This window comes from Microcoleus sp. Pol11C3 (assembly GCF_036701485.1).
GTDB lineage: Bacteria > Cyanobacteriota > Cyanobacteriia > Cyanobacteriales > Microcoleaceae > Microcoleus.
In genome coordinates this window covers 1-23,287 of the sequence record NZ_JAUBQW010000102.1, presented here as the reverse complement: position 1 = coordinate 23,287, position 23,287 = coordinate 1, and the positions used below count along the sequence as shown (strand labels likewise).

Annotated in this window: 17 protein-coding genes; 10 read left to right on the top strand and 7 right to left on the bottom strand. The window is 45.4% G+C overall.

The window, feature by feature from the left end:
- Positions 1-132: 132 nt before the first annotated feature.
- From QUA40_RS20705 to QUA40_RS20680, 6 genes are all read left to right on the top strand, one after another.
- Positions 133-420 carry a hypothetical protein gene (locus QUA40_RS20705; RefSeq protein ID WP_333129259.1) on the top strand — a complete coding sequence of 96 codons (288 nt, stop codon included), beginning with the start codon at positions 133-135 and terminating at the stop codon, positions 418-420.
- Positions 421-597: 177 nt separating this feature from the next.
- A complete protein-coding gene (locus tag QUA40_RS20700; RefSeq protein WP_333129256.1) occupies positions 598-1,401 on the top strand; it encodes a DUF928 domain-containing protein in 804 nt (267 codons plus the stop codon).
- 111 nt (positions 1,402-1,512) lie between these two features.
- The gene (locus QUA40_RS20695; RefSeq protein WP_333129254.1) at positions 1,513-4,692 is read left to right on the top strand and encodes a CHAT domain-containing protein; all 3,180 of its coding nucleotides are present in this window, start codon (positions 1,513-1,515) and stop codon (positions 4,690-4,692) included.
- A gap of 273 nt (positions 4,693-4,965) precedes the next feature.
- Positions 4,966-5,694, top strand: a complete 729-nt coding sequence (locus QUA40_RS20690) for a response regulator transcription factor (RefSeq protein ID WP_333129252.1) — start codon at positions 4,966-4,968, stop codon at positions 5,692-5,694.
- 236 nt (positions 5,695-5,930) lie between these two features.
- On the top strand, positions 5,931-6,659 hold the full coding sequence (locus tag QUA40_RS20685; protein ID WP_333129250.1) for a response regulator transcription factor: 729 nt from the start codon (positions 5,931-5,933) through the stop codon (positions 6,657-6,659).
- Between the two features lie 232 nt (positions 6,660-6,891).
- Positions 6,892-7,560 carry a hypothetical protein gene (locus QUA40_RS20680; protein ID WP_333129248.1) on the top strand — a complete coding sequence of 223 codons (669 nt, stop codon included), beginning with the start codon at positions 6,892-6,894 and terminating at the stop codon, positions 7,558-7,560.
- 173 nt (positions 7,561-7,733) lie between these two features.
- Here QUA40_RS20680 and QUA40_RS20675 read toward each other — a convergent pair whose 3' ends face one another.
- Genes QUA40_RS20675 through QUA40_RS20665 form a run of 3 tightly spaced genes read right to left on the bottom strand, consistent with a single transcriptional unit; the run spans position 7,734 to position 11,903 of the window.
- On the bottom strand, positions 7,734-10,124 hold the full coding sequence (locus QUA40_RS20675) for a CHASE2 domain-containing protein (RefSeq protein WP_333129247.1): 2,391 nt from the start codon (positions 10,122-10,124) through the stop codon (positions 7,734-7,736).
- 55 nt (positions 10,125-10,179) lie between these two features.
- Positions 10,180-11,172, bottom strand: coding sequence for a DUF1822 family protein (locus tag QUA40_RS20670; protein WP_333129244.1), 993 nt, complete (start codon positions 11,170-11,172; stop codon positions 10,180-10,182).
- A 50-nt stretch (positions 11,173-11,222) separates the two neighbouring features.
- On the bottom strand, positions 11,223-11,903 hold the full coding sequence (locus QUA40_RS20665; protein ID WP_333129242.1) for a sigma-70 family RNA polymerase sigma factor: 681 nt from the start codon (positions 11,901-11,903) through the stop codon (positions 11,223-11,225).
- A gap of 544 nt (positions 11,904-12,447) precedes the next feature.
- On the opposite strand from QUA40_RS20665, the gene glgA reads away from it, so the two are divergent.
- Positions 12,448-13,923, top strand: coding sequence for a glycogen synthase GlgA (gene glgA, locus QUA40_RS20660; protein ID WP_333129240.1), 1,476 nt, complete (start codon positions 12,448-12,450; stop codon positions 13,921-13,923).
- A 218-nt stretch (positions 13,924-14,141) separates the two neighbouring features.
- Positions 14,142-14,513, top strand: a complete 372-nt coding sequence (locus QUA40_RS20655; RefSeq protein ID WP_333129238.1) for a DUF4342 domain-containing protein — start codon at positions 14,142-14,144, stop codon at positions 14,511-14,513.
- An 85-nt stretch (positions 14,514-14,598) separates the two neighbouring features.
- On the opposite strand, the gene QUA40_RS20650 is transcribed toward QUA40_RS20655, so the two are convergent.
- From QUA40_RS20650 to QUA40_RS20640, 3 genes are all read right to left on the bottom strand, one after another.
- Entirely contained in the window at positions 14,599-15,930 is a 1,332-nt protein-coding gene (locus QUA40_RS20650) for a serine hydrolase (RefSeq protein WP_333129236.1), read from the bottom strand.
- Between the two features lie 285 nt (positions 15,931-16,215).
- Positions 16,216-16,548, bottom strand: coding sequence for a hypothetical protein (locus QUA40_RS20645; protein WP_333129234.1), 333 nt, complete (start codon positions 16,546-16,548; stop codon positions 16,216-16,218).
- 44 nt (positions 16,549-16,592) lie between these two features.
- Positions 16,593-16,766, bottom strand: coding sequence for a hypothetical protein (locus QUA40_RS20640; protein WP_333129232.1), 174 nt, complete (start codon positions 16,764-16,766; stop codon positions 16,593-16,595).
- Positions 16,767-17,042: 276 nt separating this feature from the next.
- On the opposite strand from QUA40_RS20640, the gene QUA40_RS20635 reads away from it, so the two are divergent.
- Complete coding sequence (locus QUA40_RS20635; RefSeq protein WP_333129230.1) at positions 17,043-18,908, top strand: AAA-like domain-containing protein; 1,866 nt, start codon at positions 17,043-17,045, stop codon at positions 18,906-18,908.
- 554 nt (positions 18,909-19,462) lie between these two features.
- On the opposite strand, the gene QUA40_RS20630 is transcribed toward QUA40_RS20635, so the two are convergent.
- Positions 19,463-20,221, bottom strand: coding sequence for a 5-formyltetrahydrofolate cyclo-ligase (locus QUA40_RS20630; protein WP_333129228.1), 759 nt, complete (start codon positions 20,219-20,221; stop codon positions 19,463-19,465).
- Between the two features lie 117 nt (positions 20,222-20,338).
- On the opposite strand from QUA40_RS20630, the gene QUA40_RS20625 reads away from it, so the two are divergent.
- Positions 20,339-23,029: an AAA-like domain-containing protein gene (locus QUA40_RS20625; protein ID WP_333129226.1), complete on the top strand. Its 2,691-nt coding sequence runs from the start codon at positions 20,339-20,341 to the stop codon at positions 23,027-23,029.
- Positions 23,030-23,287: the final 258 nt, after the last annotated feature.

Here is a 23,287-nt window from a genome sequence, read left to right as displayed (position 1 = left end):
TTCATTTTTTATTGTCACAATCAAGTATTGCATATAATTGTATCAGAGTCTTGATAATGATTTAGGATTGCTATATTTCAGTTTTGTTCAGACAATGTAGTTATCGGTGCTAAAAAACTGAAATTCCGACAAGTGGCTGCTTCTAATGACGGTAGGTGGAGAATTGCTGTTACAGCTTTGCGCGAGCAAAAAGCTACTGTTGTAGCAGCTACAAATTCACCGGCTAAGGTTGTCGAACTCCGACAAGGTGAAACCTTGATAGCTGATTGCGATTTGGTGAAAGGATTTACCAAGGGGATTGAAGAAGATTATCGAAAATTAGGTCATTTTGGCAAAGGCGGTGGAGAGGGTTATGTTTGGTATTATCAGGGGAAAGGTAAATTATTAGTATGTGAAAATGATGCTATGGGTTTGGGTTGAGTTGTTTCATTTTTAAGGTAGAGGTTGCTAGAGCCTGGATCGCGGAATTTTATAGGGGAAATATACTAAAGAATTTACGCGAAACTATAGACGCTAGCATAAAAAATCTGGCAAGATTATTTTCAGGGTGCAGTTGGAGCGAACTGAGATTTTACACCTCTACTTGGCGGATATTTTATGAATGTAACAAAACTGCTCCTACAGCAGGCGACGCTTAATGTGCTTGTGGCTTTAACAATGGTTCAACCTGGATTGGCAGCGATGCTCGCTGATTCACCGGGGGAACCGAATTTGCGGCCACAGGTACTCGCCTACGATCCGCCCGCGCGCGGAGCACCAGGCGATCGCACAGACGCAGGCAGCCGCGATCCTCACAACTTTTTAGCTTTGATTCCGGCTACAAATTTTGGGTGGACAGCGATCGCACATCCGACTTTTTGGCTGTACTTGCCGGCTTCATTGCCGGATGATATTCCCTTTGAGTTTGTGCTGCGTGACGAACACCAAGAAGTAGTTTTCCGAACAGTTTTTGAACTAGAAAAAGCAGCGGGAATTGCGAGTTTTTCCTTGCCGCCCAATTCACCTCCTCTGGAAACTGGCAAGAAGTATCAATGGTGCTTTTTGTACGGGAATATCTCCCGCCACGGGTGGGTTGAGCGGGTGGAAATGAAACCAGAAATTTTGGTTCAGCTAGAAACAGCATCTCTAAGGGAGCGCGTTTTGCTGTTGGCTAAACACGGTTTGTGGTACGAAACTCTCACAGAATTAGTTGCACTGCGCGGCAAACTGTTGAGCCAATTACAGACAGCTACTTTAGAGGAGAGGCTGCTAATTTATGCTGAAAATGATTTGCGGTATGAAGCGCTAGCAGAGCTATCTGGATTTGAGAAAATATCATCTCTGGCGACTTTGGATGCTGACTGGGAGGCTTTATTGCAGCATCCGTTTGTGCGCCTGCATGGGATAGTTTCACCACGGTAACACGCAAGATGCCTGTTCCACAAAGAGTAAGTTTTTTTGTGGCCCTTTTCTTAGCCCGCCCATCAGGAACAGGCAAGATGCCTGTTCCACAAAAATTAAGTCAACTAAGCGATGAAATACCCGATATTAAGCGTCTATAACACTTTTAATACAGATCCGATCGCCCATTGGTCATTTGATGAAGCAGGCAACTTGGCGAGCGATCGCCCGGAACTCCCTCCGGCACGCCTAATTGACAGTGTTTCCCGTGCTGTTGAACCATTAGAAAACGGGTCGCACGAAAGCCTGCTGCTAACTGGAGGTTGCGTTACTTTCCCAGTCACTCCTTTACTGGAGATAGGCAAAGAAGACTTTTCTATTTGTGCGTGGATTCGCACGGGAGATTTTGGTATTGCCAAGATTATCGATCAGCGTATTCAAAATTCTGGCCCTTTACGAGGCTGGTCTTTCTTTATTTATAAAGGCAAAATAAACCTCCAAATAGCGGATGGCAGCAGTTGGGTAAACTATTATTACAACCGCCGAGCAAAAGATATTCCATCTTTGCCGATTGTCAGCAACAACCAATGGCATCACGTGGGGGTTGTTGTTGATCGCGATCGAGCGGATGGAGGGCGCTGGTATGTGGATGGCAAAGAAGTAGGTTTGCGGTTCAACCCAACACACAAACCGGCGTCCCTGAGCAATAATATTCCCTTGACTATTGGCAGGCGCTCGGACGATTTTGGGGGCATTTTCCTGGGCAATATTGGGGATATTCGGCTCTACAAGCAGGCGCTGTCGGCAACAAGTTTACTGTTGATTTACAGCTCGATTCAGTTTACTGTTCGTGATAAAAGTTTGGTTAAAATTATTAACAGAGGAGCAAGAGTACGCCGCGAGCAAGATTCCTTCTGGAACAGTGCTAATAGTTCCCGCGAAATATACTCGCAGGCGATCGAATACTATCAGCAGTCGCTAAATATTCATAGAGACACCAACAACCGCTACGCAGAAGCGAACTCTCTGAACAATTTAGGCAATATTTACAGTTTGCTGGGGGAATACTCGCAAGCAATTGACTATCACCAGCGAGCGATAAATATTCAGCGAGACATCGGTAACCGCGGTGGAGAAGCTGAGTCTCTAAATGCTTTGGGCAATATTTACGATGCCCAGGGGGAATACTTGCAAGCAATTGAGTGCCACCAGCAGTGCCTAAATATTCAGCGAGAAACCGATAACCCTCATGGACAAGCTACTTCCTGGCGAGATTTGGGCAGTGCATATCATTCCCTGGGCGAATATCAGCGGGCGAGCGAGTGTCAGCAGCAGTCTCTAGATATGGCGCGAAAACTCAACTCTTACTATAGAGAAGCGAACTCCTTGAACGCTTTGGGTAGTACATACGTTTCCCTCGGAAAACACGAACTGGCGATCGAATACTCTCAGAAATCCCTAAATCTTGACAAGAAAATCAATAACCGTTATGGGGAAGCTAATTCCTTAGTCACTCTGGGCAATGCTTACAGTGATTTGGGGAATTACTTGCGGGCGATCGAATTCTACAAACAGTCCTTAGATATTCAGCAGGAAATCGGCTATCGATCTGGGGAAGCGACTTCCTGGCGAAATCTGGGCAATGCTTACCGCTGTTTGGGGCAGTGCCAGCGGGCGATCGAATACAGCCAGAAGAGTTTAGAAATCGCGCGCGAGATCGGCGAAATGGCGTCAGAAGGGGCAACTCTCAACAATTTAGGACTGGCTTTCTTTGACTTTGGACAGTTTACAGAAGCTGAAACATTCCTCCGCAAGGCGATTAAAATTTGGGAATCACTTCGGGGAAGATTGGGCAAAAACGATAACTTTAAAGTATCTATTTTTGAAACCCAAGCAGCAACTTACCGCCACCTGGAAAAAGCCCTGATTGCCCAGTCAAAAACAGAACAGGCGCTGGAAATTTCGGAGCGGGGGCGGGCGCGGGCTTTTGTGGAGTTACTGACTGCTCGGTTATCTGCTAATTCAGATGCGATACCCAATATTAATCCGCCTACGATCGAGCAAATTAAACAAATTGCTAAAGCACAAAATGCAACTTTTGTCGAATATTCTATTTCTTTTTTAGAAGAACTTTTTATTTGGGTAATTCAGCCGACGGGCGAAATTGCATTTCGCCAAGTTGACCTCAACTATCAACATACTTCGCTCAAAGACTTGGTTTCCGACTCTCGCGAGGCGATCGGCATCAGAAATCGCGACTTCAATCCCACCCTAAAATTTGACCCAGGCGATTTAGTTAAACTCCACGACGATGCCCCTAATTGGGAACCTTGGCAAGTCATATCTGTTGATGAAAGTCACAGCATTCTATCGCTCTGGCAATCCAGTTTTCCCGAAGGACTGACTATTCCCAGACCTGCAATTGATGTAACAGCAAAAGTGCAATCAAGCCGCACAAACCACCCGCGATTGCAAAAACTCCATCAACTGCTAATCGAACCGATTGCTGGCTTGTTGCCGACAGATCCAGAAGCTCGAATTATCTTTATTCCTCAAGGCGAACTGTTTTTCGTTCCCTTTCCGGCCCTGCAAGATGCTGCGGGGAAATTCTTAATTGAAAAACATACTATTCTTACCGCTCCTTCTATTCAAATTCTGGAATTAACCAGTCAAAAAAGACAAGAGATTTCTGATCGGGCTGGGGACATTCTAGTAGTAGGAAATCCGACTATGCCCGAAGTTGCTCTAGTACCGGGAAAACCCCCGCAGCAGTTAAGCGATCTGCCGCATTCAGAAACCGAAGCTAACGCGATCGCCCAATTGTTCCAAACCCAAGCCTTGACAGGCAATTCCGCAACCAAAGCCGCCGTACTTCAGCGCTTGCGAGACGCCCGCATCGTCCATTTTGCCACCCACGGATTGCTCGATAACATTCGCGGGCTCGGCAGCGCGATCGCCCTTGCACCCGATCGCACCGATAGCGGTTTGCTGACGGCTGAGGAAATTTTGGATCTGCACCTCAACGCGGATCTGGTAGTTTTGAGTGCGTGCAATACCGGCATGGGGCGGATTACCGGCGACGGGGTTATCGGTTTGTCTCGCGCTTTAATTTCGGCTGGTACGCCCAGTGTCATTGTGTCTTTGTGGGCGGTCCCGGATGCTCCTACAGCCGATTTGATGGTGAAATTTTATCAAAATCTCGATCAAACAGGCCACAAAGCTCAAGCCCTGCGAAACGCCATGCTGGAGACCATGCAGCAGCATCCAAATCCCAGAGATTGGGCGGCTTTCACACTGATCGGCGAAACATAATTGATTAAATTTTGTAAAAAATTGCCAAAACTGCGAAAAAATTAGTTTTTTCGCTGAAAGCTCCACAGAAACTCGAGCGCCCCAGGATAAGTCATGTGTCGATTTAATTTCTTCAAAAAAGTCACGCTGGCGATTGAAATCGGGGCAACCACGGGGGGATTGCCCCTACTGCACAAATTTTAGTCCACTCCTAGCGGACTAAAAAATAAAGACTGTTTTCATACACCTGCTCGCTTTCCCAACTTTGCACCATTAACAATAAAGTCAAAAATTATGACAATATCTGCCGATCAAAAAGCCAAAATTCTGATTGTAGAGGACGACGCCCCAATTCGCACTCTCGTCTACCGCTTTCTGAATCAAACATATCAAGTACAATTTGCCGCAGACGGCCAAACGGCTCTCGAAATTTTTGAAGAATTTAACCCACTCCTTGTCATTTTGGATTGGAATTTGCCCGATACTACTGGCTATAAACTTTGCCAAGAAATGCAGAAGCGCACTAATGTTTTAGTCGCGATTCTCAGCAGCCGCACCGCCCACGAAGATCGAATTAAAATCCTGAAAGCAGGTGCCGATGATTTTATGTGCAAACCGTTCTGTCTTGAAGAATTGGCAGTTAGAGTTGAAGTTTTGTTGAGGCGGGCGAGATCCGTCAATCCGCCCAAACTTGTCTTCGGTCAATTAGCGATCGATGTAGTGGGTAGGGAGGTGAGATTGAAGGAGCAACTTCTAACGCTGACAGCCTTAGAATTTGAAATATTGTGTTTTTTAGCAACTCATTCGGGTAAAGCTTGCAGCCGCCAACAGTTAATCGAAAAAGTTTGGGGATGGAAATCCAATTATGCAGCAGAAGAGCGAGTGGTGGACGTGCATATCGGCCAAATTCGCAAGAAAATGGCTAAAGTTGATGCCGCTGTTCCCAATTTTATTCAAACTGTTCGGGGATACGGTTACACTTTCGCTCCGATCGCTCGCAGGGACAGGGTAGTTGCTAATTGAATCATCATCATAATTACGGCTGGTTCCTAGGTAGAGTGTGGGAACCAGTTAATTCGCTCTTTTCCCACCCTGCCTACTCCCCTTTTTAAAGGGAGTAGGGGTTGAGTAGGGGCAAGCTAAGGGGGCATCTACGGGTAAAGAAAACACGCCCTATAGGGAATCGAGGGGCTAATCAAAACACAGCATACTTACTCGATTTTCTAAAGTTTGAACCATTAACAAGAGAGCCAAAAAGTATGACGATATCTAGCGAGCAAAATTCCAAAATTCTGGTTGTAGAGAATGACGCCCCCGTCGGCAATTTCATCTACGGCTGTCTGAATCAGGCATATCAAGTACAATCTGCGGCAGACGGAAAAACAGCTTTAGAAATATTTGAGGAATTCAACCCAGTCCTCGTAATCTTGGATGGGAATTTGCCCGATAATATCGGCGTTAAACTTTGCCAAGAAATGCAGAGACGGAATAATGTTTTTTTAGTCGTGATGTCCAGCAGCGGTACAGGCGAAGAAGATGGAATTAAAATCATCAAAGCAGGTGTTGATGATTTAATCGGCAAACCGTTTAGTCTTGAGGACTTGGCAGTTAGAATAGAAATCTTGTTGAGGGGGATGAAAACCGTCACTCCGCGCCATATTGTCTTCGGTGAACTAGGGATCGATTTAATGAGTAGGGAGGTGAGATTGAAAGAGAAAACTTTAGCTCTGACGGCCTTAGAATTTCAACTCTTGTATTTTTTGGCAACTTATCCAGGTAAAGCCTGGAGCCGCCAACAGCTAATCGAAAAAGTTTGGGGATGGAAATGCAATGATTCACGAGACGAGCAAGTGGTGGACGTGTATATTCGTCTGATTCGCAGGAAACTGGCTAAAGTCGATTCGGCTGTTCCGAATTTTCTTCAAACTACTCACGGATACGGTTACACTTTCGCTCCTATCGATCGCAATAACCAGGTAAGTAGGTAAGCGGGATTAAACACAGCTATGTAACAGTATGTAAACAGGGCGAACTTAGCCACGCTTAGGGCTAAGGATACTTTACAATCGTTTACATACTTGTGTTTTACAGCGCCTACCTACTTAGCCTCATTTTTGGAATAAAAGGGTGAGATAAATGAAAATAATTAAGCAAACAGCAAGTGAATTAATAATTCAGACTCAGAGTATATTTGATTTTTGGTTACCTAGTTGTTTATTCATGATATTTGGACTGATATCGCTGACTTTTGACTATCATGCAGCAACCCTGAGCTGCCAGCGATTGCAGGCAAAACAAGGAAAGTGCCAGATTGTGCGATCGAATTTACTGGGTTCAAAAATCCAAGAAATTGAGCTTGCTTCTTTGCAGGGAGCGAAAGTTCAAAGATGCGGCTATAAAACCAGAGTTGTACTTCTGACTTCTGTTGGCAATGTTCCTTTCACTGCTAACTCCACTAATTGGGGAACCCAAGACGCTGTTGCTTCTGACATCAATTTTTTTGTTAAAAATGCAAAAGATCAATTGCTGCGCTTAAGCCAAGACGAGCGCTGGTTGGGATGGACAGGAGGCATATTTTTGCTCGCAGCAGTCGCAGTGCTCGTCTTGAGAAATAATGAAACCTACAGCTTCGATGAAACTTTAAACACCTTGACTGTTAAACAGCGGGGTTTGTTGGCACGTAAAGTAATGGAATACTCTCTGGGCGATATTTATGGCGTGGAAGTCGAGCGAACAAAAGATCGGGATCATGATATTTGGTACGAAGTTAGACTGTTAGTTTGTGGAGGCTCTCGCATCTCCCTACCCCGCACGATGAACCCATACCAGCAAGCAAAAATCGCTAAAGCGATTAACAACTATCTGCACCAGCAAAATAACCAAAAATAGCCGATCGCGAGCTGGAGCATTTCAAGGAAAGCAGCCAACCTAAAAATTGGAGTTTGGAGCCAGGAGCTAGGAGGAAAGAGTCAGAAGGAAGGAGCCAGAAGAAGTGTTTTTACAAATATGAGATGCTCCCTCGCGATCAACCCGATTTCTCAAGGTTGCGGACTTACTTATTGTCATTTCGGCCGAAAAGTAAAAGCGATCGCAATTAAACCGGCTTCTACCATTGCCAAAGCTGAGGGTACCAAAGGCAGCCACCAGCCCCCGATTAGCAAAAACCAGCAAACCCCGCACGAAATCCCCGCAGATGCGATCGCCCCCGACACCACGTGCAGCCTGCGTCGGCTGACAATCGCGATCGCGCTACCAACTGCTGCCCAACCCACAATCCACAGCATTTGGGCCCATTCAGGTGCAATTTGCAGCAGCGGGCGCCGATCCAAAACAGCGCTGAGAATTTGACTCGACATTTGCGCTTGAATTAATACCCCCGGCATTTTCTGGGAAGGTGATTCTCCCGCACTGTAGGGCGTCAAAAAATAATCTGGATTGGAAATCGGAGCCGTCACGCCAATAAAGATAATTCGGTCTTTTATCCAATTGGGATTGACTTTTCCCTCTAACAGTTCTGCCAGCCTGACTCGGCGAACAAAATTTTTGGGTTGTCGGTAATTGAGCATCATTTGAAAACCGCGATCGTCCAAGTTTTGATAAGCGCCTGTACTGCCGTGAATCGGTGCAAAAACTGCATTACCCAGCCTTATCTTATCTCTGGGAATATCTTCCGGTTTGATGCCTTTTGCTGCTAGGTAATGGAGGGCAGCCCTCGCGCTCAAAGAGTGATCTGTAGTACAAGGATCGCTGCTGTGCGGCTGCATAAACAGCAAGTGGCGGCGGAGAATGCCGTCGGCATCTGCCACCACATCGCTGAACCCGAGGCGCTCTTTTGGCAGTGCGGGCGGCGGTTTGATGCCGCATTTGTTGGGTTTGCCGGTTTCTTTGACGCTGCACAAACCAATTAAATTTCGATCGCCCTGAAAGCGAGCGGCTAATGCTGCATAACCGGGCCCTAAAGGGCGATCGCGGAAGATGTCCAGGGCGATCGTTTGCGCCCCATACTGTGCCAATTTTCCCACTGCTTTTGCGATCGTCGCATCCGGCAGCGGAAAGCCGTATTGGTTGATATCCGTTTCCGTGGCTTCCACCACCAGCAAACGCGAGTCTGAGCTTTCTGCAGGACGCAGCCGCATCAGTTGGTCAAAAGCTTGCAATTCCCATATCTGGAGCAAGCCCAGCGATCGCGCTCCCATGACAGAAACAGCAGCAGTTGCGATCGCCAACAGCCCGATCTGAAAGCGGCGCAGCCGAGATAAAGATGGCGGATTGCTGACAGTTTCCGGCTCGGGTTTGTGTACCAACTCTTGCCAAGTTGGCGGCTTAGCTGCCGGATTTTGACAAATAATCGGCAGCCAATCAGCGCCGGGAATTTCTGACTCTAATTCTGCCAATCTTTGCCTCGCGAGGCGCACTGCCACATACAAAGGTTGCCCGCTGCAAAAAGCTTGGAGAAAATACTTTAAAAAATCTTGGGCAGCTCGATCGCACACCGGTTCCCGCATTACGATCGTTTGCGGGATGCCCAAATCTTCAAGCTGTCGTCCTATTCCCAATCCATCGCAGGAATTCAAAATGGCTAACTGTAAGCCGCTGCTAACCGCTAGCTTGAAACCGTGTGTCAGTTCTTCTACTGTTAAACTCTCGGTTTGATTGATATAAAATTTACCCGATCTGCCGTCGCTGCGGGTGGAACTGTGTCCGGCAAAAAATAAGATATCCCAGCTTTTTTCCCAAAGCTGATCGCCTATTTGGCGGCGACTTGGTTCTACTAAAAAAGTAACTTCTGCTGAGGGCAATCCTGCAAGTATAATTCGATCTTGCTCAATATCTATTTTTTGACTGTCCCCCAAAATTGCTAAAATTTTTACGCTGCCTTGAGCGGGATTTCTGTTGGCAATAGCCTGTTTTTTATAAGTTGCGGGACTCAAAGCAATTTCGGCTTTCTGGTAGCGCTCAAAAATATCCCAACAGTACCAAGGTAGCCGCCGCAAATCGATGTCGTCAGTTTTGATTAAAAATCGAATGGTTTCCGATGGCATTAATTGTTCGAGCAATGTTTCTTTGAGTTTGCGAAACGGTTCGGAGTTGAGCCAGCTATTGATTTGCTGGCTTAACTGTTCCCGCAACAAGCGGCATTTGGCCAACTGTTCTGGACGAGATCCCATAATGCTAATTTCGATCGGCTTAATGCGGAAATCTCCCAAACTGCGGTAGGTTGACTGCCAGCGATCGTAGTGTTCCGCTATTTCTGGTTTCGGAGGCAAGAAGGCTTGGATTTCCACTGCTGGCCGATCTCCTTCCGCGCCGATTTCCAGAGAAACTCGCACCCCTTTTATCAAGTTATCATCTAGCTTCAAAACAACTAATTTCGGCATGGCTAACAACTGATAAGCCCCGGCGCATCTAAATTTTACAGTCACGGCGCGATGAAATTCTTGTGGGCTGGGCATCCTGCCCGCCCAAATTCAATTTCCATGCTGAACAACTTATGGCAAGCGAGCCGCTTTAGGCGGCAAAATTCTCTGTAATACAGAGTTCTTTCAGTTTTACCACAACGCTGAAACATTCTCCGCGATCGGCGGCAAATTCTAGAGTCATGTAGCCGTTACCGCTGCCGGCGCAAGCTTCCATGACAGTTTTTCCCTCGCCGTCGATGACTTTCAGAGTCAGATTGAGCGGCAAGCTGTCTGCCCCGCCGGCGGGATGCACCTGTACTTTAATATTAGTTTCAGTATCGGTTTTGGGTTCGATCGCCAGCAGCAAAGCTACCGATCGGGCTGGTTCTTTTACACCCCTCCATAAATTAGGTTTTTCTTGAAAATAATCGATGGTTGCTGATGCTTTCTCCGAGATATCTGCTGTCAGATTGATTATCTTGCCCCGCACGACTGCGCTGCTGTAACGAAAAGCTAAATGAGGTTCTTGTGGCACTAAAATATCTTCTACAGACTGCCAACCAGCCTCAAAAATATTGTGCAGCCACTGACGCAGTTGTACTGTTTTTTTGGTGCGTTCCAGACAATCCAAATGTTGGAGAAAATTGTCAAAACTTTGCAACTTTTCAACCGCTAAATCCCCAGCAATTGCAGTTTTAATAAATCCTAACAAAGTAGCTTCTTGTCGCTTTATATCGATCTCAACTGCTACTAAACCAATGCGATCGTCCGGTATTTCCAACGGAATGTAACAAAACTTGCCCGACTTCAGAGGTCGGCATTCCAAATGACCTACTTGAGTTAATTTCAAGTCTGCTGCATCGGTGTAAAGGCGCATGGCCGCGTTCCAACTGTCGCTGGCATTCAAATCTGTCGGAATGTCCATCATTTCCATGTAATCTTTCACTGCACATACAGCTAAAGTGTTGAAATAAACTTGCTCTTTTTTTTCCGGGGATGTCACTCCGTCAAGAATTGAAAACTTCTGTGCCAGTCGCAGGGCTGCGGCAGTAATGGGCAGGGAAATAGATTTTTCTCTGATATTTTCGGTGCTGTTATTCATCACGGTTTTCCTTTTTTACCGATGTTTTTAGGACAGGAGTGGTCCTGCCTTTATTCCAGATATCCTTGATTTTTGGCAAAATTTCGCAAGCGGGGCAGACATTCTCTTTTATAAAAATTGGGTGCGGTTGACGGCGGCAAGTTAAATTCAAGAGCAATGTTTTTCCAGGGAGTCTCCGGAGGAAGACGCCTCAGAATTAAGGTTTGGCAAGTGACATCGGGGCGTTCTTTGATGTGAACGCTTCTCAATTCCCCCTCCGGATCTGCCCGCACCCATTTTTTTGTCTCTTCTAGGATGGCTAGCGGACTGTCTGAATAAGTCGGCGGGTTTTCGATATTATTGATCAGGTTAATTTCTGCTGATTCTTCTGAAATCAACGGTAAATCACGTCTAACTTTTTCCTGCGTTCGTTCGAGAGTAAAGTCTTTCAGTCGCATCTTGAGATATTTGTCCAGCCAAGTAATGACGCTGCCCAGATTGCAATCGTAAGGTTTGTTTGCGGTGTTCGCTTCGCAAACATTGCGACAAAAATACACCCAAGTTTGCTGTAAAGCATCGTTGTAATGAGGCGTGTCTTCTTGCCAAAGTTTGCCTGATTTTACAATCAGCCTCACTATCTCGCTGAGTTTTTCCCGCCGCATCAAGCTTTTGGGCGGATGCGAACAGGCTTCAGCAACTAGCTGTTGGAGTTGTTGGTTTAAATTGTTTTCCTTATCGTTGGTGTCGGGCATCGGCGAGCGCCTCCTTAAGAGTCTCTGGATGAATGCTGGACACGGCATTTGCTGGTTTAAATTCCACGATAGAATCCCTGATTTGATTAGTCCTGGACGCATTTCAAGATAATTGTGTCATTGGCAAGTGAAACGAAGAATCTCAAACCCTTCTAAGACCCCCTTGAATGCGTAAGTCCTGTTGATTTTTGGCAGCCGAACAGGTGCTCTGTACCAATCAGTTATCAGCATCGTGCGAGAAAATTTCGCGCAAATTAGGCAAAAATTTTAAAAATATTTAGTTGACAAATGCCAGCAAATGGGGTATGAAATCGATTTTAGATTGAACTCACGGATGCGTCCTGTGCCTCCTCTGCGGTTTAAATAATTCAGATCTGAGCGGAAACGATATCACCTATCGCCCGAATCTGCCCCAACATCCGCTAGCTGCGCGTATTTCCCCGTATTCCCAATGGCCGACTTGCTTATTTGCCGAGAACTCATATACTTTACTTTGTCAAGTTAAGAAAATATTTTTTTGATTCATCCAGGAGCTAGAAAAAAAATGTACATAGTACAAATTGCCTCGGAGTGCGCCCCCGTCATCAAAGCAGGGGGTTTGGGCGACGTAGTTTACGGTTTAAGTCGGGAGTTAGAGAATTCCGGCCACTGCGTCGAGGTTATTCTACCCAAGTACGACTGCATGAGGTATGACCACATTTGGGGACTTCACGAGGCCTACCGCGATCTTGCTGTGCCCTGGTATGGCGGCGAAATCCTCTGTGATGTGTTGTGCGGCTGGGTGCACGGGCAGTTGTGTTTTTTCATCGAACCTCGCTCTCAAGATAACTTTTTTAATCGCGGCTGTTATTACGGCTGCAATGACGACAATATGCGGTTTGCATTTTTCAGCAAAGCCGCTTTGGAATTTTTGCTCAGAAGCAACAAGCGTCCCGAGGTGATTCACTGTCACGATTGGCAAACTGGTTTGGTTCCAGTCATGCTGTTTGAAATTTACAAATACAATTGGATGGAAAATCAGCGAGTTTGCTATACCATTCACAATTTCAAACATCAAGGCATGGGAGGTAGCGATATTTTGCAAGCAACGGGTTTGAATCGAGAGGATTATTATTTTGAGTACGATCGCCTGCGAGATAACTTTAACCCTTTTGCTATCAACTTTATGAAAGGTGGGATTGTTTACTCGAACTTTGTCACCACGGTTTCGCCGCACCACGCTTGGGAAGCTCACCTCGGCGAGTTTGGCTACGGTTTGGGCCACACTTTGCATTTGTATCAAGAGAAGTTTCGCGGGGTGCTCAACGGCATTGATTACGATGTATGGAATCCCGAGAGTGATGGCTACATTCCGCACCACTACACTCATGAGGAGTTGGCAGGAAAAGCCAAAACTAAAAAAGCTTTGCGCGATCGGCTGTTCCTGCGCGATGCTGACAAGCCTATTATTACCTTTATCGGTCGTTTGGACGACCAAAAAGGCGTTCATCTCGTCCACCATGCAATTTATTACTCTTTGAGTAAGGGCGCGCAATTCGTGCTTTTGGGTTCCGCAACGGAAGCGGGAATTAACGCTCATTTCCAGCACGAAAAACAGTTTTTAAATGATAATCCAGACTGCCACTTAGAACTAGGTTTTAATGAGGAACTGTCGCACTTAATTTACGCTGGTGGGGATATGATTGTGGTTCCCAGCAATTATGAGCCCTGCGGGCTGACTCAGATGATCGGGTTGAGGTACGGTACTGTTCCTGTGGTGCGGGGAGTTGGCGGTTTGGTGAATACTGTGTTCGATCGAGATTACGACACCCGCCACCTCCCGGAAGAGCGCAACGGTTACGTGTTTTACCAAAGCGACTACGGCGCTTTAGAGTCGGCGCTCGATCGCGCGATCGGATTGTGGTACGACTATCATGATGAATTTGAAAAATTCATGGTTCAAGGCATGAGTTGTGACAATTCGTGGAAATATCCAGCTAAAGACTATGTGGAAATTTACGAGCTAATTCGACACAAATAATCACTAGGGGCGGGTTTTGCCAGAGATATTTTTTCTACCTTTAGGAATAGATAAACCTGCCCTGATCTAACCAGACAGAGATAATGTTTTGAGTAAAAGTCGGGGGTGGAAAGTACGAATGCAGATTGTAGGGTTTCCTTGCCTGTCATTCCCAAGTGCGATCGCCGAAGATAAGGGTATAGAAATTAAACGGTTGGTTTTCACCCGCCCTACAAAAAATGAACTCACAACTAGAACAACAAGTAACAATTCTACAAGACGAAACAGCAGCGGCAGGAAATTCAGCCAACCCAACAGTTGAAACTCCTTTATTCGCCTCAGAATTTGCAACAGAGGAAAAAGTCCGAGTGGAAGAATTTAAGATTAGCGGCGACAGTATAATTGGTAAAGTCAAAGAACTAATTCAGCAAGGAAAACTCCGCCGCCTCGTCATCAAAAACTCGCAAGGGCGGACTTTGGCAGACATTCCGCTGATGGCGGGATTGGTAGGCGGCGTGGCAGGATCAGTAGTCTTTCCAATTGCTGCTGTACTTGCTACAGTTGGGGCAGTTGTGGCTCATGTGACTGTAGCTGTCGAGCGCAAAGAATAGTCATTAGTCATTAAAAATCTTCTCTTCAAGTCCGCGAAGGCGGACTTTGTTTGTTTAGTAGCGATTTCAATCGCCAATTGCCTTATCAACGCAAATTATCCGGTACTCTCGCCGCAGGTTGGTCCAAATAATTGTAAACAATCCGTGAAATCCGGCCCACAAAATCTCTCACAATTGGGTCATTGTAAGGACGTTTGACAAATATTGCCGCTAAATAACGCTTACCGTTGGGCATATCAATAATTCCCGCATCGCCAACTACAAAGCCGATATCTCCGGTTTTGTCAGCAATAACTGCACCGGCACCCAAACCAGAGGGCAAAAGCGTTCTAGTTGTGGTATGCCGCAGTAATTCTAAAGCTTGTTCCCGACTCGATTCAGAAACTAATTTATCGCGAGACAGCATCGCCAGCAACTTTACCATATCCACAGAACTTGTGGTATTTGTTCCTTGAAAGTCGCCCAGCCAATTGCGAATTCTCGTATCAGTTAATCCCCAAGTGCGAAAACGCTCGTTGAGTTTAGCAATTCCCCCCAAACGTTCAATAATCATGTTGGTGGCTGTATTGTCGCTGATGGTAATCATTTTATCTACGGTTTCTCTGATGCTAAACCGAGTTCCATCTGGTTCGTCTTGCATAGTTCCAGAGCCGCTGGCAACTAAGTCGGACTTCATAACTAATGTTTCGTCGAGGCTAACTTTGCCTGCGTCTACATCTTGATAAAAGGCTATCAGGATAGGTAATTTGATGGTACTAGCTGCCGGAAATACTCGATCGCCCTTGATATCTAAATAGTTTCCTGTATCTAAATCCAGAAAAAACATTCCGGCGCTCAGGGATCTATACTGTTCGATCGCACTTTCGATTTGAGGCTTGATGGCTGTCATTTCCGAGCCAGTTGACATCACCAAATCAGTGGAATAGTTTCTCTGATTTTCCGGCGAAACAGTGGGCGTAACTTGACCTGCTGCTTGTTCTACGCTGGTAATAGCTGTTGGGATAAAAGACTCGTTCCCCGCTATTTGCTCGGGATTTGGCAACTGAAATGACCAGCGCGTGGCAGATTCTCTAATGACTCGGACTTTTTGCGGGTCTAACTTATAACCTGGAGTTAATTGTATCACTAACCTGGTAGTTTCCGTGTCAAACTGCCCGACTCTAATTTGTTGAATAGCTGAGTTGTAGCTTTGAGGACTTTCGGGATACTCCAAGACTATTCCAGGTAAGTCAATTACTAAGCGGGTGGGATTTGCAATGAGTTTGACTTCCGGCTGAACTCCTGAATCCGTGGTTAAATTGAGTTGGTTTTCGCGGGCATCGAAGTGCCAAGATGTTAGTGTATCAGCTTTTGCGGGCAGGGCGATCGAGAAAAGACTAAGGGCGGCCGGCAACAGCCATCGGAGTTTTAGAGTCATGTTTAAAGAGAAAGAGTTTAACGGCTGCAACGAGAAAGCGCCTGGAAAAACGTTATCAACCGTTTTCAGGGCGAAGCACATAGCATCATACAGTCAACTCGTGCCCGTAGCCGTAAGTTTATATTATTTTATTTGAGAAAATTCGGTTTCCGGGACTGCTATCAAACCCGGTTGTATTACCCTTTTTTTGTGGCGCGCCGGCGGATAAAAGTTTGTAGAGTCCCGAAATTTCGCGGATTTCTTGTTTGATCTACGCAAATTTTATTCGCATTAGATTAATTAAAGTTATGCAAACTCCCCATTTCTAGCATCTTCGAGCGAGTCGATCGCGGCTTTGAGAAAAACTTTTCCTTTAGCAACAAATCGGCGATCGCTCAAAGGATCGTAAGCTTCCCAATTACCGCTAACTTCGCGATCGCGCCACAAAAACCAGCAGCGGTAGATTTCCCCGCTATCTATATCATCGCACAACGCCAGCCAATCGTCCCCCGTGAGAGCGCTGGCATCTAATGCTACCAGTTCAAGCCACGCAAGTGCAGTGCAGGCATCGATCGCATCAGCATCAACCGAGTCAGATTTTGTAGCTATAGGTTGTGGTGAGCACAGTGTAGACTTCATAATTTCTCCTTAATTCAATTAAATCAATCCATCAATGAATTGCCCTATTTATGAAACTGACCCGGTACACCAAGTGGAATAATTGTGTTTTGATAAGTTTCTGGTTGGTCAAATTTACCAGCGGCTGATGCTTCTGTTAAATTATTAAGTGTATTAATTGTGAAAATGGCGGCGGTTCCCAAAGCGGCCATTGCCAGTCTGTGTAAGATTTTGCTCATTTGGCTGCTCCTTTTTTGCTTGGTGTATCTACTCTAAAAAGTTAAGTGGTGATTAGCGGCGGAGATTGGGGAGTTAAGAAAAACTTTTTCTCCTCAAATATATTCAACTGTTGAAGCCGTTATCAGGACAGAGTTTGAGGAGTCAATCGCCCAAAAAACCTCTGACCGTAAAATTCCTTAAATTCCGGCTGGCTGATTATCTTCCTTAAAATCGCCTAAAATAGGGACTTAAGGCGTTAAACTTCCTAGATTCCTTTCCCTTTCACTGCAAGCGAAGTGCTCAAGTCAACACGCGATCGCGGTCGCATTCTCACTGCCTCTGGCTTAAAGAAACTTAACGAGGCGCTCCAAGAATGGTCTGACCGAAATAACATTAGAGGTACTCTGACTGAAATCGAGGCTGAGTCTGGCGTCGGTGGCGATACAGTCAGCAAAATTAAGCAGGGTAGAGAAGGTTCGGATTTGAGTAAAATTCGACAGTTGTTCGCGGCTTTTGAAATGACTCTGGCTGCTAGCGACCATCGATCGGCTAAATTTGAGGAACCGGAAAATTTAGACGAGCTGGACAATTGGCCGGCGGGGGAAACCGCCACCAGCAGCAGAATTGTTAAAGTATTTGTCAGTTATCGCAGCGCCGAACCCGATCGTGAGTTGGGAAAACAGTTGGAAACGGCCTTAAGCGCGATCGGTCATACAGTTTTTACAGCAGAAAATAACATTAGATTAGGAGATAATTGGTTCGATCGCATTAATTCATTCCTCCAAGAATGCGATTATTTGCTGTTACTGCTGCCACCAACGGGAAACCAAAGCGAACTGCTAACATATCAAGTTCAGCAAGCAAAAGAACTGCAAGACTCCCGCCCTGACAAGAAACCAATAATTCTGCCCATCCGCGTCGGTTTTCCGCTGAATGCGCCTCTAAATCACGATTTGCGGGGCTATCTGTACCGTATCAAACAGAGGGAATGGAAAACCACCGCCGACACTCCTATTATTATCGAAGAAGTTCTGAATTTACTAGCAGAACAACCCGCACGTCTCACAGAAGAAACAGAAGATTTAACACAAAAACAGCTATTAGAAATTAGCAACGACGAAATACCTCTACCCGCCGCCGAACCGGAATTACCGGGAGGACAAGTCGATGTCGCTTCTCAATTTTATGTAGAACGCCCGCCCATCGAAGAACGTTGCTATCAAACTATTGTGCAGCCCAGCGCATTAATTAGAATCAAAGCACCGAGACAAATGGGCAAAACTTCCTTGATGGCAAGAATTTTGCATCACGGAACTCGTCAAGGCTATTGCACCGTGCCGCTAACTTTTCAGTTAGTAGATAAAGCCGTATTCGCCAACTTAGATAAATTCTTAAAGTGGTTTTGCGCTTACGTCGGCCGCGAACTGCACTTACCCAATCAATTAGATGATTATTGGGACGAGATTTTTGGCAGCAAAGTCAACTGCAAAGATTACTTTGAAAAATACATTTTGCCGCAAATCGACAGTCCTTTAATTTTAGGATTAGACGAGATCGATCGCGTTTTCCAATATCCAGACATTGCCGAAGACTTTTTAGGACTGCTGCGGGCGTGGCACGAAGAATCAAAGCGGCGCGACATCTGGAAAAAACTGCGATTAATTGTAGTTCACTCTACCGAAGTTTACATCCCGATGAACATCAATCAATCGCCTTTCAACGTCGGATTGCCAGTCGATTTACCGGAATTTAACCATCAGCAAATACAAGATTTAGCAGCACGCCATAATTTGCAGTGGTCGGAGGCAGAAGTTGAGAAATTGATGGCAATTGTCGGCGGACATCCGTATTTAGTGCGAGTGGCATTATATCACATTTCGCGCTCAGGTTTGACACTCGATGAATTAAAAGAAACTGCGATCGCCGATGCGGGAATTTACAGCGACCATTTGCGCCGTCAACTGTGGAATTTGGAAGAATATCCAGAGTTGGCGCAGGGAATGAGAGAGATTGTGGTGGCGGATTCTCCGGTGCAATTAAAGGCCATGCAGGCGTTTAAGTTGGACAGTTTGGGGTTGGTGAGATTGCAGGGTAACGAGTGCGTGCCGAGGTGCGAACTGTACCGGCAATATTTTCGATCGCACTTGGGTAAAATCGTATAATTAACATCTTGCACTTTTTTTGGATTAATAGAGCAACCAAAAAAAGTGCAAGAGGTATAAAGTATTTAAACCAAATTTGGTATACAATGCAGTTAAATACTCTAACAATCATTAGGTAAACGCGACCAGTGAACGAGATTTTTTTAATAACTTCCGATAATTGGCTGGATTGGATAACCGTGTTTGGTTATCTAGGTTTTACTGTTTTCATTATGTGGCGCATTTTGGCTGCAAAGTAAGTGTTAAAATCGACGTAATATCGCAACTAAATCAACTCCTGCAGACTGTTATGTGGCCTGGTGAAAGTGTCGCAACAATCCCGAATTATTTAATTTTGCCCTTGAGCGTCGAGCAGTATCATGCTATGATTCAAGCGGGCATTTGGGCGGATGACAGCAAGCGTCTTTTCTTCAGTTGACAGTTGACAGCGACCTCTACCTGGAAGGAAGGAAAAGGATTGGAGTAAGGAATCGTCTTCTTTTAATTTCTCCAGAGCAGGGAGAGGCTTTAAACCAATTCTTTCTGGTAAAAAACCCGGTTTCTGCGGAAATCCTTCATTTCTTATTAGTTAGTTGCTCTTGTAATTTGCGTAAAATAGGGATTTTTTCCAACTGTTCCTGCCGCAATTCTTCCCAATTTAACCCAGTTGGACGCGGATAAGTTGTATTAGTTTTAATTACATCCTCAGCAGTAATAATCCAATTCAGCGCCCAATCGTGAGCTTGCATTGGCAAGTGCGAATCTGCAACTATTTGCAAAGGGTGCACTGTGGTGACAATTGGTGTATCGATTTGTACTAAGCCGAATTCCTTCAACATAGCCAATTCCAAATCGGCAAATCCTGCTCCTTTCCCCGTGCGTCCTCCCTGGCGCGTCACCGCTACGCAACCGACTATAACTAAATCTATTGGCTGCATTTCTTCAAAACCCACCAACCGCCCGCAAGTGACAGCTTTTTGGGCAATCGCACTTTCGGCAATTGATCTATTTTGCCTCTGCAAATCCTCAGCAGTTAACTCTACAAAACAGCGATCGTCTGTCAATCGCGGTACTGCCATATACAGGCGTTTTCCATCTTGCAAAGCTTGCATCCGCACCGGAATTTGCGCCGAATCTGGATTGCACTTAATCGTTTTTGCTTGTTGCCATATTGGTAAAGTTGCCAATCTTTCGGCAGCCACCTGTGCACCGACAAAGTTGGGAATATGACCGAACGGATAGCCAATAGATGCGGCTTGCTGCTTCAGCAAAGACCAAATTTCAGATCTTAACTGGTCTTTGTCTTGGTGATATCCAGTCCAATCAGTTTTCATACTGTATTGTGCTACAATTTATCATACAAAATTATGCTTTAATACCGCCTCACTTCTTCAGTCCGCGAAGGCGGACTTTGTTTGTTTAGTAGCGGTTTCAACCGCCGAATAACTTATATGAATTTTACCACAAAACCGAGTTACTATCAAGTCGGCGGTAGTCTGACCAATAACGCTCCCAATTATGTGAAGCGGCAAGCAGACGACGACCTTTATAACGGATTGAAGGCGGGGGAATTTTGCTATGTTTTGAATTCCCGGCAAATGGGCAAATCTAGCTTGCAGGTACGGACAATTCAGCGGTTGAGAAATGAAGGAATTGCTTGTGCTGCGATCGACATTTCGGAAATTGGCAACCGTGGCGTCACTCCCGAACAGTGGTATGCTGGTTTGCTACGCATTCTCGAAAATAACTTTAACCTGTCTGATATTGTCAACGTGCGGACTTGGTGGCGCGATCGCAATTTTTTAACCCCGGTTCAAAGGTTGAGCGAATTCATCGAAACCGTACTTTTACCCAACATCAACAGCAATATTGTCATTTTTATTGACGAAATCGACAGCATTCTCGCCCTAGATTTTCCCGCCGACGATTTTTTAGCCTTAATTCGATCGTGCTACAACAAGCGCGCCAACAATTCAGAGTTCGATCGCCTAACTTGGGCCCTCTTAGGTGTAGCATCGCCGACGGATTTGTGTCGCGAGCAAAATGCCAGCAGCAATACTCCTTTTAATATTGGCAAGGCGATCGAATTAACTGGTTTTGACGAAACAGAAGCTCAACCGCTAGCAGCGGGGTTGGCAGAGCTTACAGACAGCCCTCATGAAGTTCTGAGAGAGGTTTTGTATTGGAGTGGCGGGCAGCCTTTTTTGACTCAAAAGCTGTGCAAACTTCTCTTTGAAAATGCCGAATTAGTCCAAAATCCCAAAGAGTGGGTGGAGAAAGTAGTGCGCTTGAAAATCGTGGAGAATTGGGAAACTCAAGATGTGCCAGAACATTTGTCCACAATTCGCGATCGGCTTTTCAAAGAAAACCAGCGCATTGTCAGGAGACTCGGATTGTATGAGCAAATTTTAGAACAAGCTGAAATTGTCCCTGATGGCAGTGCCGAACAAATGGAATTACGATTGAGCGGATTAATCGTTAAGCGCTGGGAAAAATTAACAATTTCTAATCCTATTTATGAAGCTGTATTTAACAAAGATTTAATTGAAGAAAAATTAGAAAAACTCTCGCCTTACTCGGAAGCGATCAAACTCTGGCTAAATTCTAGCTGTGGAGATGATTCCCAACTCTTGCGAGGGGATGATTTGCAGTCAGCATTAGTTTGGGCGGCAGGAAAAAGTTTGAGAAACGAAGATTTTCAGTTTTTGACTGCCAGCCAGAAAGTTATTTTGAGCGACCAAAATCAACTGCTGCATTCAGCTACACTAGAAACCAAAAAAGCGGTATGCGATGCCGAAAAAGCTTTGAGGGAAGCTGACTCTGCCAAACAAAAAGCCAAACAGTGGATCAGAATCGGTTCTGCGGTACTGGCAGCATCGTTAGTGGGGGCGATCGGCTTTTCAACTCTCGCTTACCAGCGGTTTAAACTAGCACAAGCAAGTATCGAAATCGAACAAAATGGCAGCGATGCTTTACTGTTGGCGGTATCTCAAAAGACAGAAAACAGTGAAGCTTTATCAGAAGCCTTACTGAGGGCGATTGCCTCCGGAAAAAGATTAAAAACCTTGGTTAATAACAAACACAAGCTAGAAGAATATCCGGCAACTAGACCGCTGTTAGCCTTACAAGTAATTCTCGATAAAATTAGCGATAAACAGCCGATAAAAACCTCATCACTTCCGCCCACAAAGATAAATTGGCAAGCTCATAAAGGTGCAGTTACCAGCGTCAGTTTTAGCCCAAACAGGCAAATCTTAGCAACCGCAGGAATAGACGATCGAGTTCGGATTTGGAACTTGTCCGCGCAAAAAATTGTTGAATGGAAAGCTTGGCAGCAGTCCGTTAATATGGTAAACTTTAGCCCGAACGGTAATTTTTTAGCGACTGCCGGAAGAGACAGCACAGTTAAAATATGGAATTTATCAGGAAAAAATATTTTTACATTCAAAGGGATTCAAGGCTCAGTTACTAGCATCAGTTTTAGTCCCGACGGACTGTTGTTGGCTGCTGCAGGAATAGACAGCAATGCTGCAATTTGGAAATTGTCAAAACTGCCCAAATTAATATCGTCTAGCGTCGTGAAACTCCCTGGTCACAACGGCTTAGTGAGAAGCGTAAATTTTAGCCCAAACGGCGATTTTATAACTACTTTAGATGGCAACTCAACAGTGCGGATTTGGAATTTGTCGGGCAAGCTGAAAAAAACACTGCCTGTTCAGGCAATTGGGCTCAGTTTCACTCCGGCTCAACACCAGTATCGCTTTGCTACAGTAACATTGAATGGCAAAGTTGGGCTGTGGAATCTGTCAGAAAAAGAATTAGTTAAGGAATTTCAAACCTTGCATTTTGATGCGAAATCAATTAGTTTTAGTCCCGACGGAGAACGGCTTGCTACAGTGGGAATTGACAAGACTGTACGGCTGTGGAATTTAGCGGGGCGGCAGGTTGCTCAATTTGAGTTCGAGGAGAATGTTGTTAGTGTTGGTTGGAGTCGAGACGGAAAGCAAATTGCTGTAGCTGGAAGCAACGGCACTGTCTGGCTGAGGCAGGTTGAAGGGTTAGAAGAATTGCTCAAGCAAAGCTGCAATTTTTTCACCACTCAACCGAAGTATTTTACAAGAGTTTCAACTATCTGTAAGTAGGGTGCATACATTACTTTAGGAATGAGAATTAAATAACTTACAATGCGTGATGGTTCTTGTGAGATGGGCCTCCCGCCCGTCCAGAAAGGGCGGGCGGGACACCCCACAAACTTGTGTAAATTATTTAATTCGCGATCCTTAGCAACTGTAGTTTAGACTAAAAAATGATTGCAGCCAAAAATAGCCGCCTTTGAATATCCGGCAAGCTGTTACTCAAAAACTCAAGAGGGAGAAGATTAAATAACTAATCTTGAAGAC

What these genes read in the sequence shown, in the direction of transcription:
- QUA40_RS20670 (WP_333129244.1), bottom strand. Translation starts at nt 11,172, where the DNA reads ATGAATAACAGCACCGAAAATATCAGAGAAAAATCTATTTCCCTGCCC.
- QUA40_RS20650 (WP_333129236.1), bottom strand. Translation starts at nt 15,930, where the DNA reads ATGACTCTAAAACTCCGATGGCTGTTGCCGGCCGCCCTTAGTCTTTTC.
- QUA40_RS20665 (WP_333129242.1), bottom strand. Translation starts at nt 11,903, where the DNA reads ATGCCCGACACCAACGATAAGGAAAACAATTTAAACCAACAACTCCAA.
- QUA40_RS20690 (WP_333129252.1), top strand. Translation starts at nt 4,966, where the DNA reads ATGACAATATCTGCCGATCAAAAAGCCAAAATTCTGATTGTAGAGGAC.
- QUA40_RS20645 (WP_333129234.1), bottom strand. Translation starts at nt 16,548, where the DNA reads ATGAAGTCTACACTGTGCTCACCACAACCTATAGCTACAAAATCTGAC.
- QUA40_RS20640 (WP_333129232.1), bottom strand. Translation starts at nt 16,766, where the DNA reads ATGAGCAAAATCTTACACAGACTGGCAATGGCCGCTTTGGGAACCGCC.
- glgA (WP_333129240.1), top strand. Translation starts at nt 12,448, where the DNA reads ATGTACATAGTACAAATTGCCTCGGAGTGCGCCCCCGTCATCAAAGCA.
- QUA40_RS20630 (WP_333129228.1), bottom strand. Translation starts at nt 20,221, where the DNA reads ATGAAAACTGATTGGACTGGATATCACCAAGACAAAGACCAGTTAAGA.
- QUA40_RS20675 (WP_333129247.1), bottom strand. Translation starts at nt 10,124, where the DNA reads ATGCCCAGCCCACAAGAATTTCATCGCGCCGTGACTGTAAAATTTAGA.
- QUA40_RS20695 (WP_333129254.1), top strand. Translation starts at nt 1,513, where the DNA reads ATGAAATACCCGATATTAAGCGTCTATAACACTTTTAATACAGATCCG.
- QUA40_RS20700 (WP_333129256.1), top strand. Translation starts at nt 598, where the DNA reads ATGAATGTAACAAAACTGCTCCTACAGCAGGCGACGCTTAATGTGCTT.
- QUA40_RS20685 (WP_333129250.1), top strand. Translation starts at nt 5,931, where the DNA reads ATGACGATATCTAGCGAGCAAAATTCCAAAATTCTGGTTGTAGAGAAT.
- QUA40_RS20680 (WP_333129248.1), top strand. Translation starts at nt 6,892, where the DNA reads ATGATATTTGGACTGATATCGCTGACTTTTGACTATCATGCAGCAACC.
- QUA40_RS20655 (WP_333129238.1), top strand. Translation starts at nt 14,142, where the DNA reads ATGAACTCACAACTAGAACAACAAGTAACAATTCTACAAGACGAAACA.
- QUA40_RS20625 (WP_333129226.1), top strand. Translation starts at nt 20,339, where the DNA reads ATGAATTTTACCACAAAACCGAGTTACTATCAAGTCGGCGGTAGTCTG.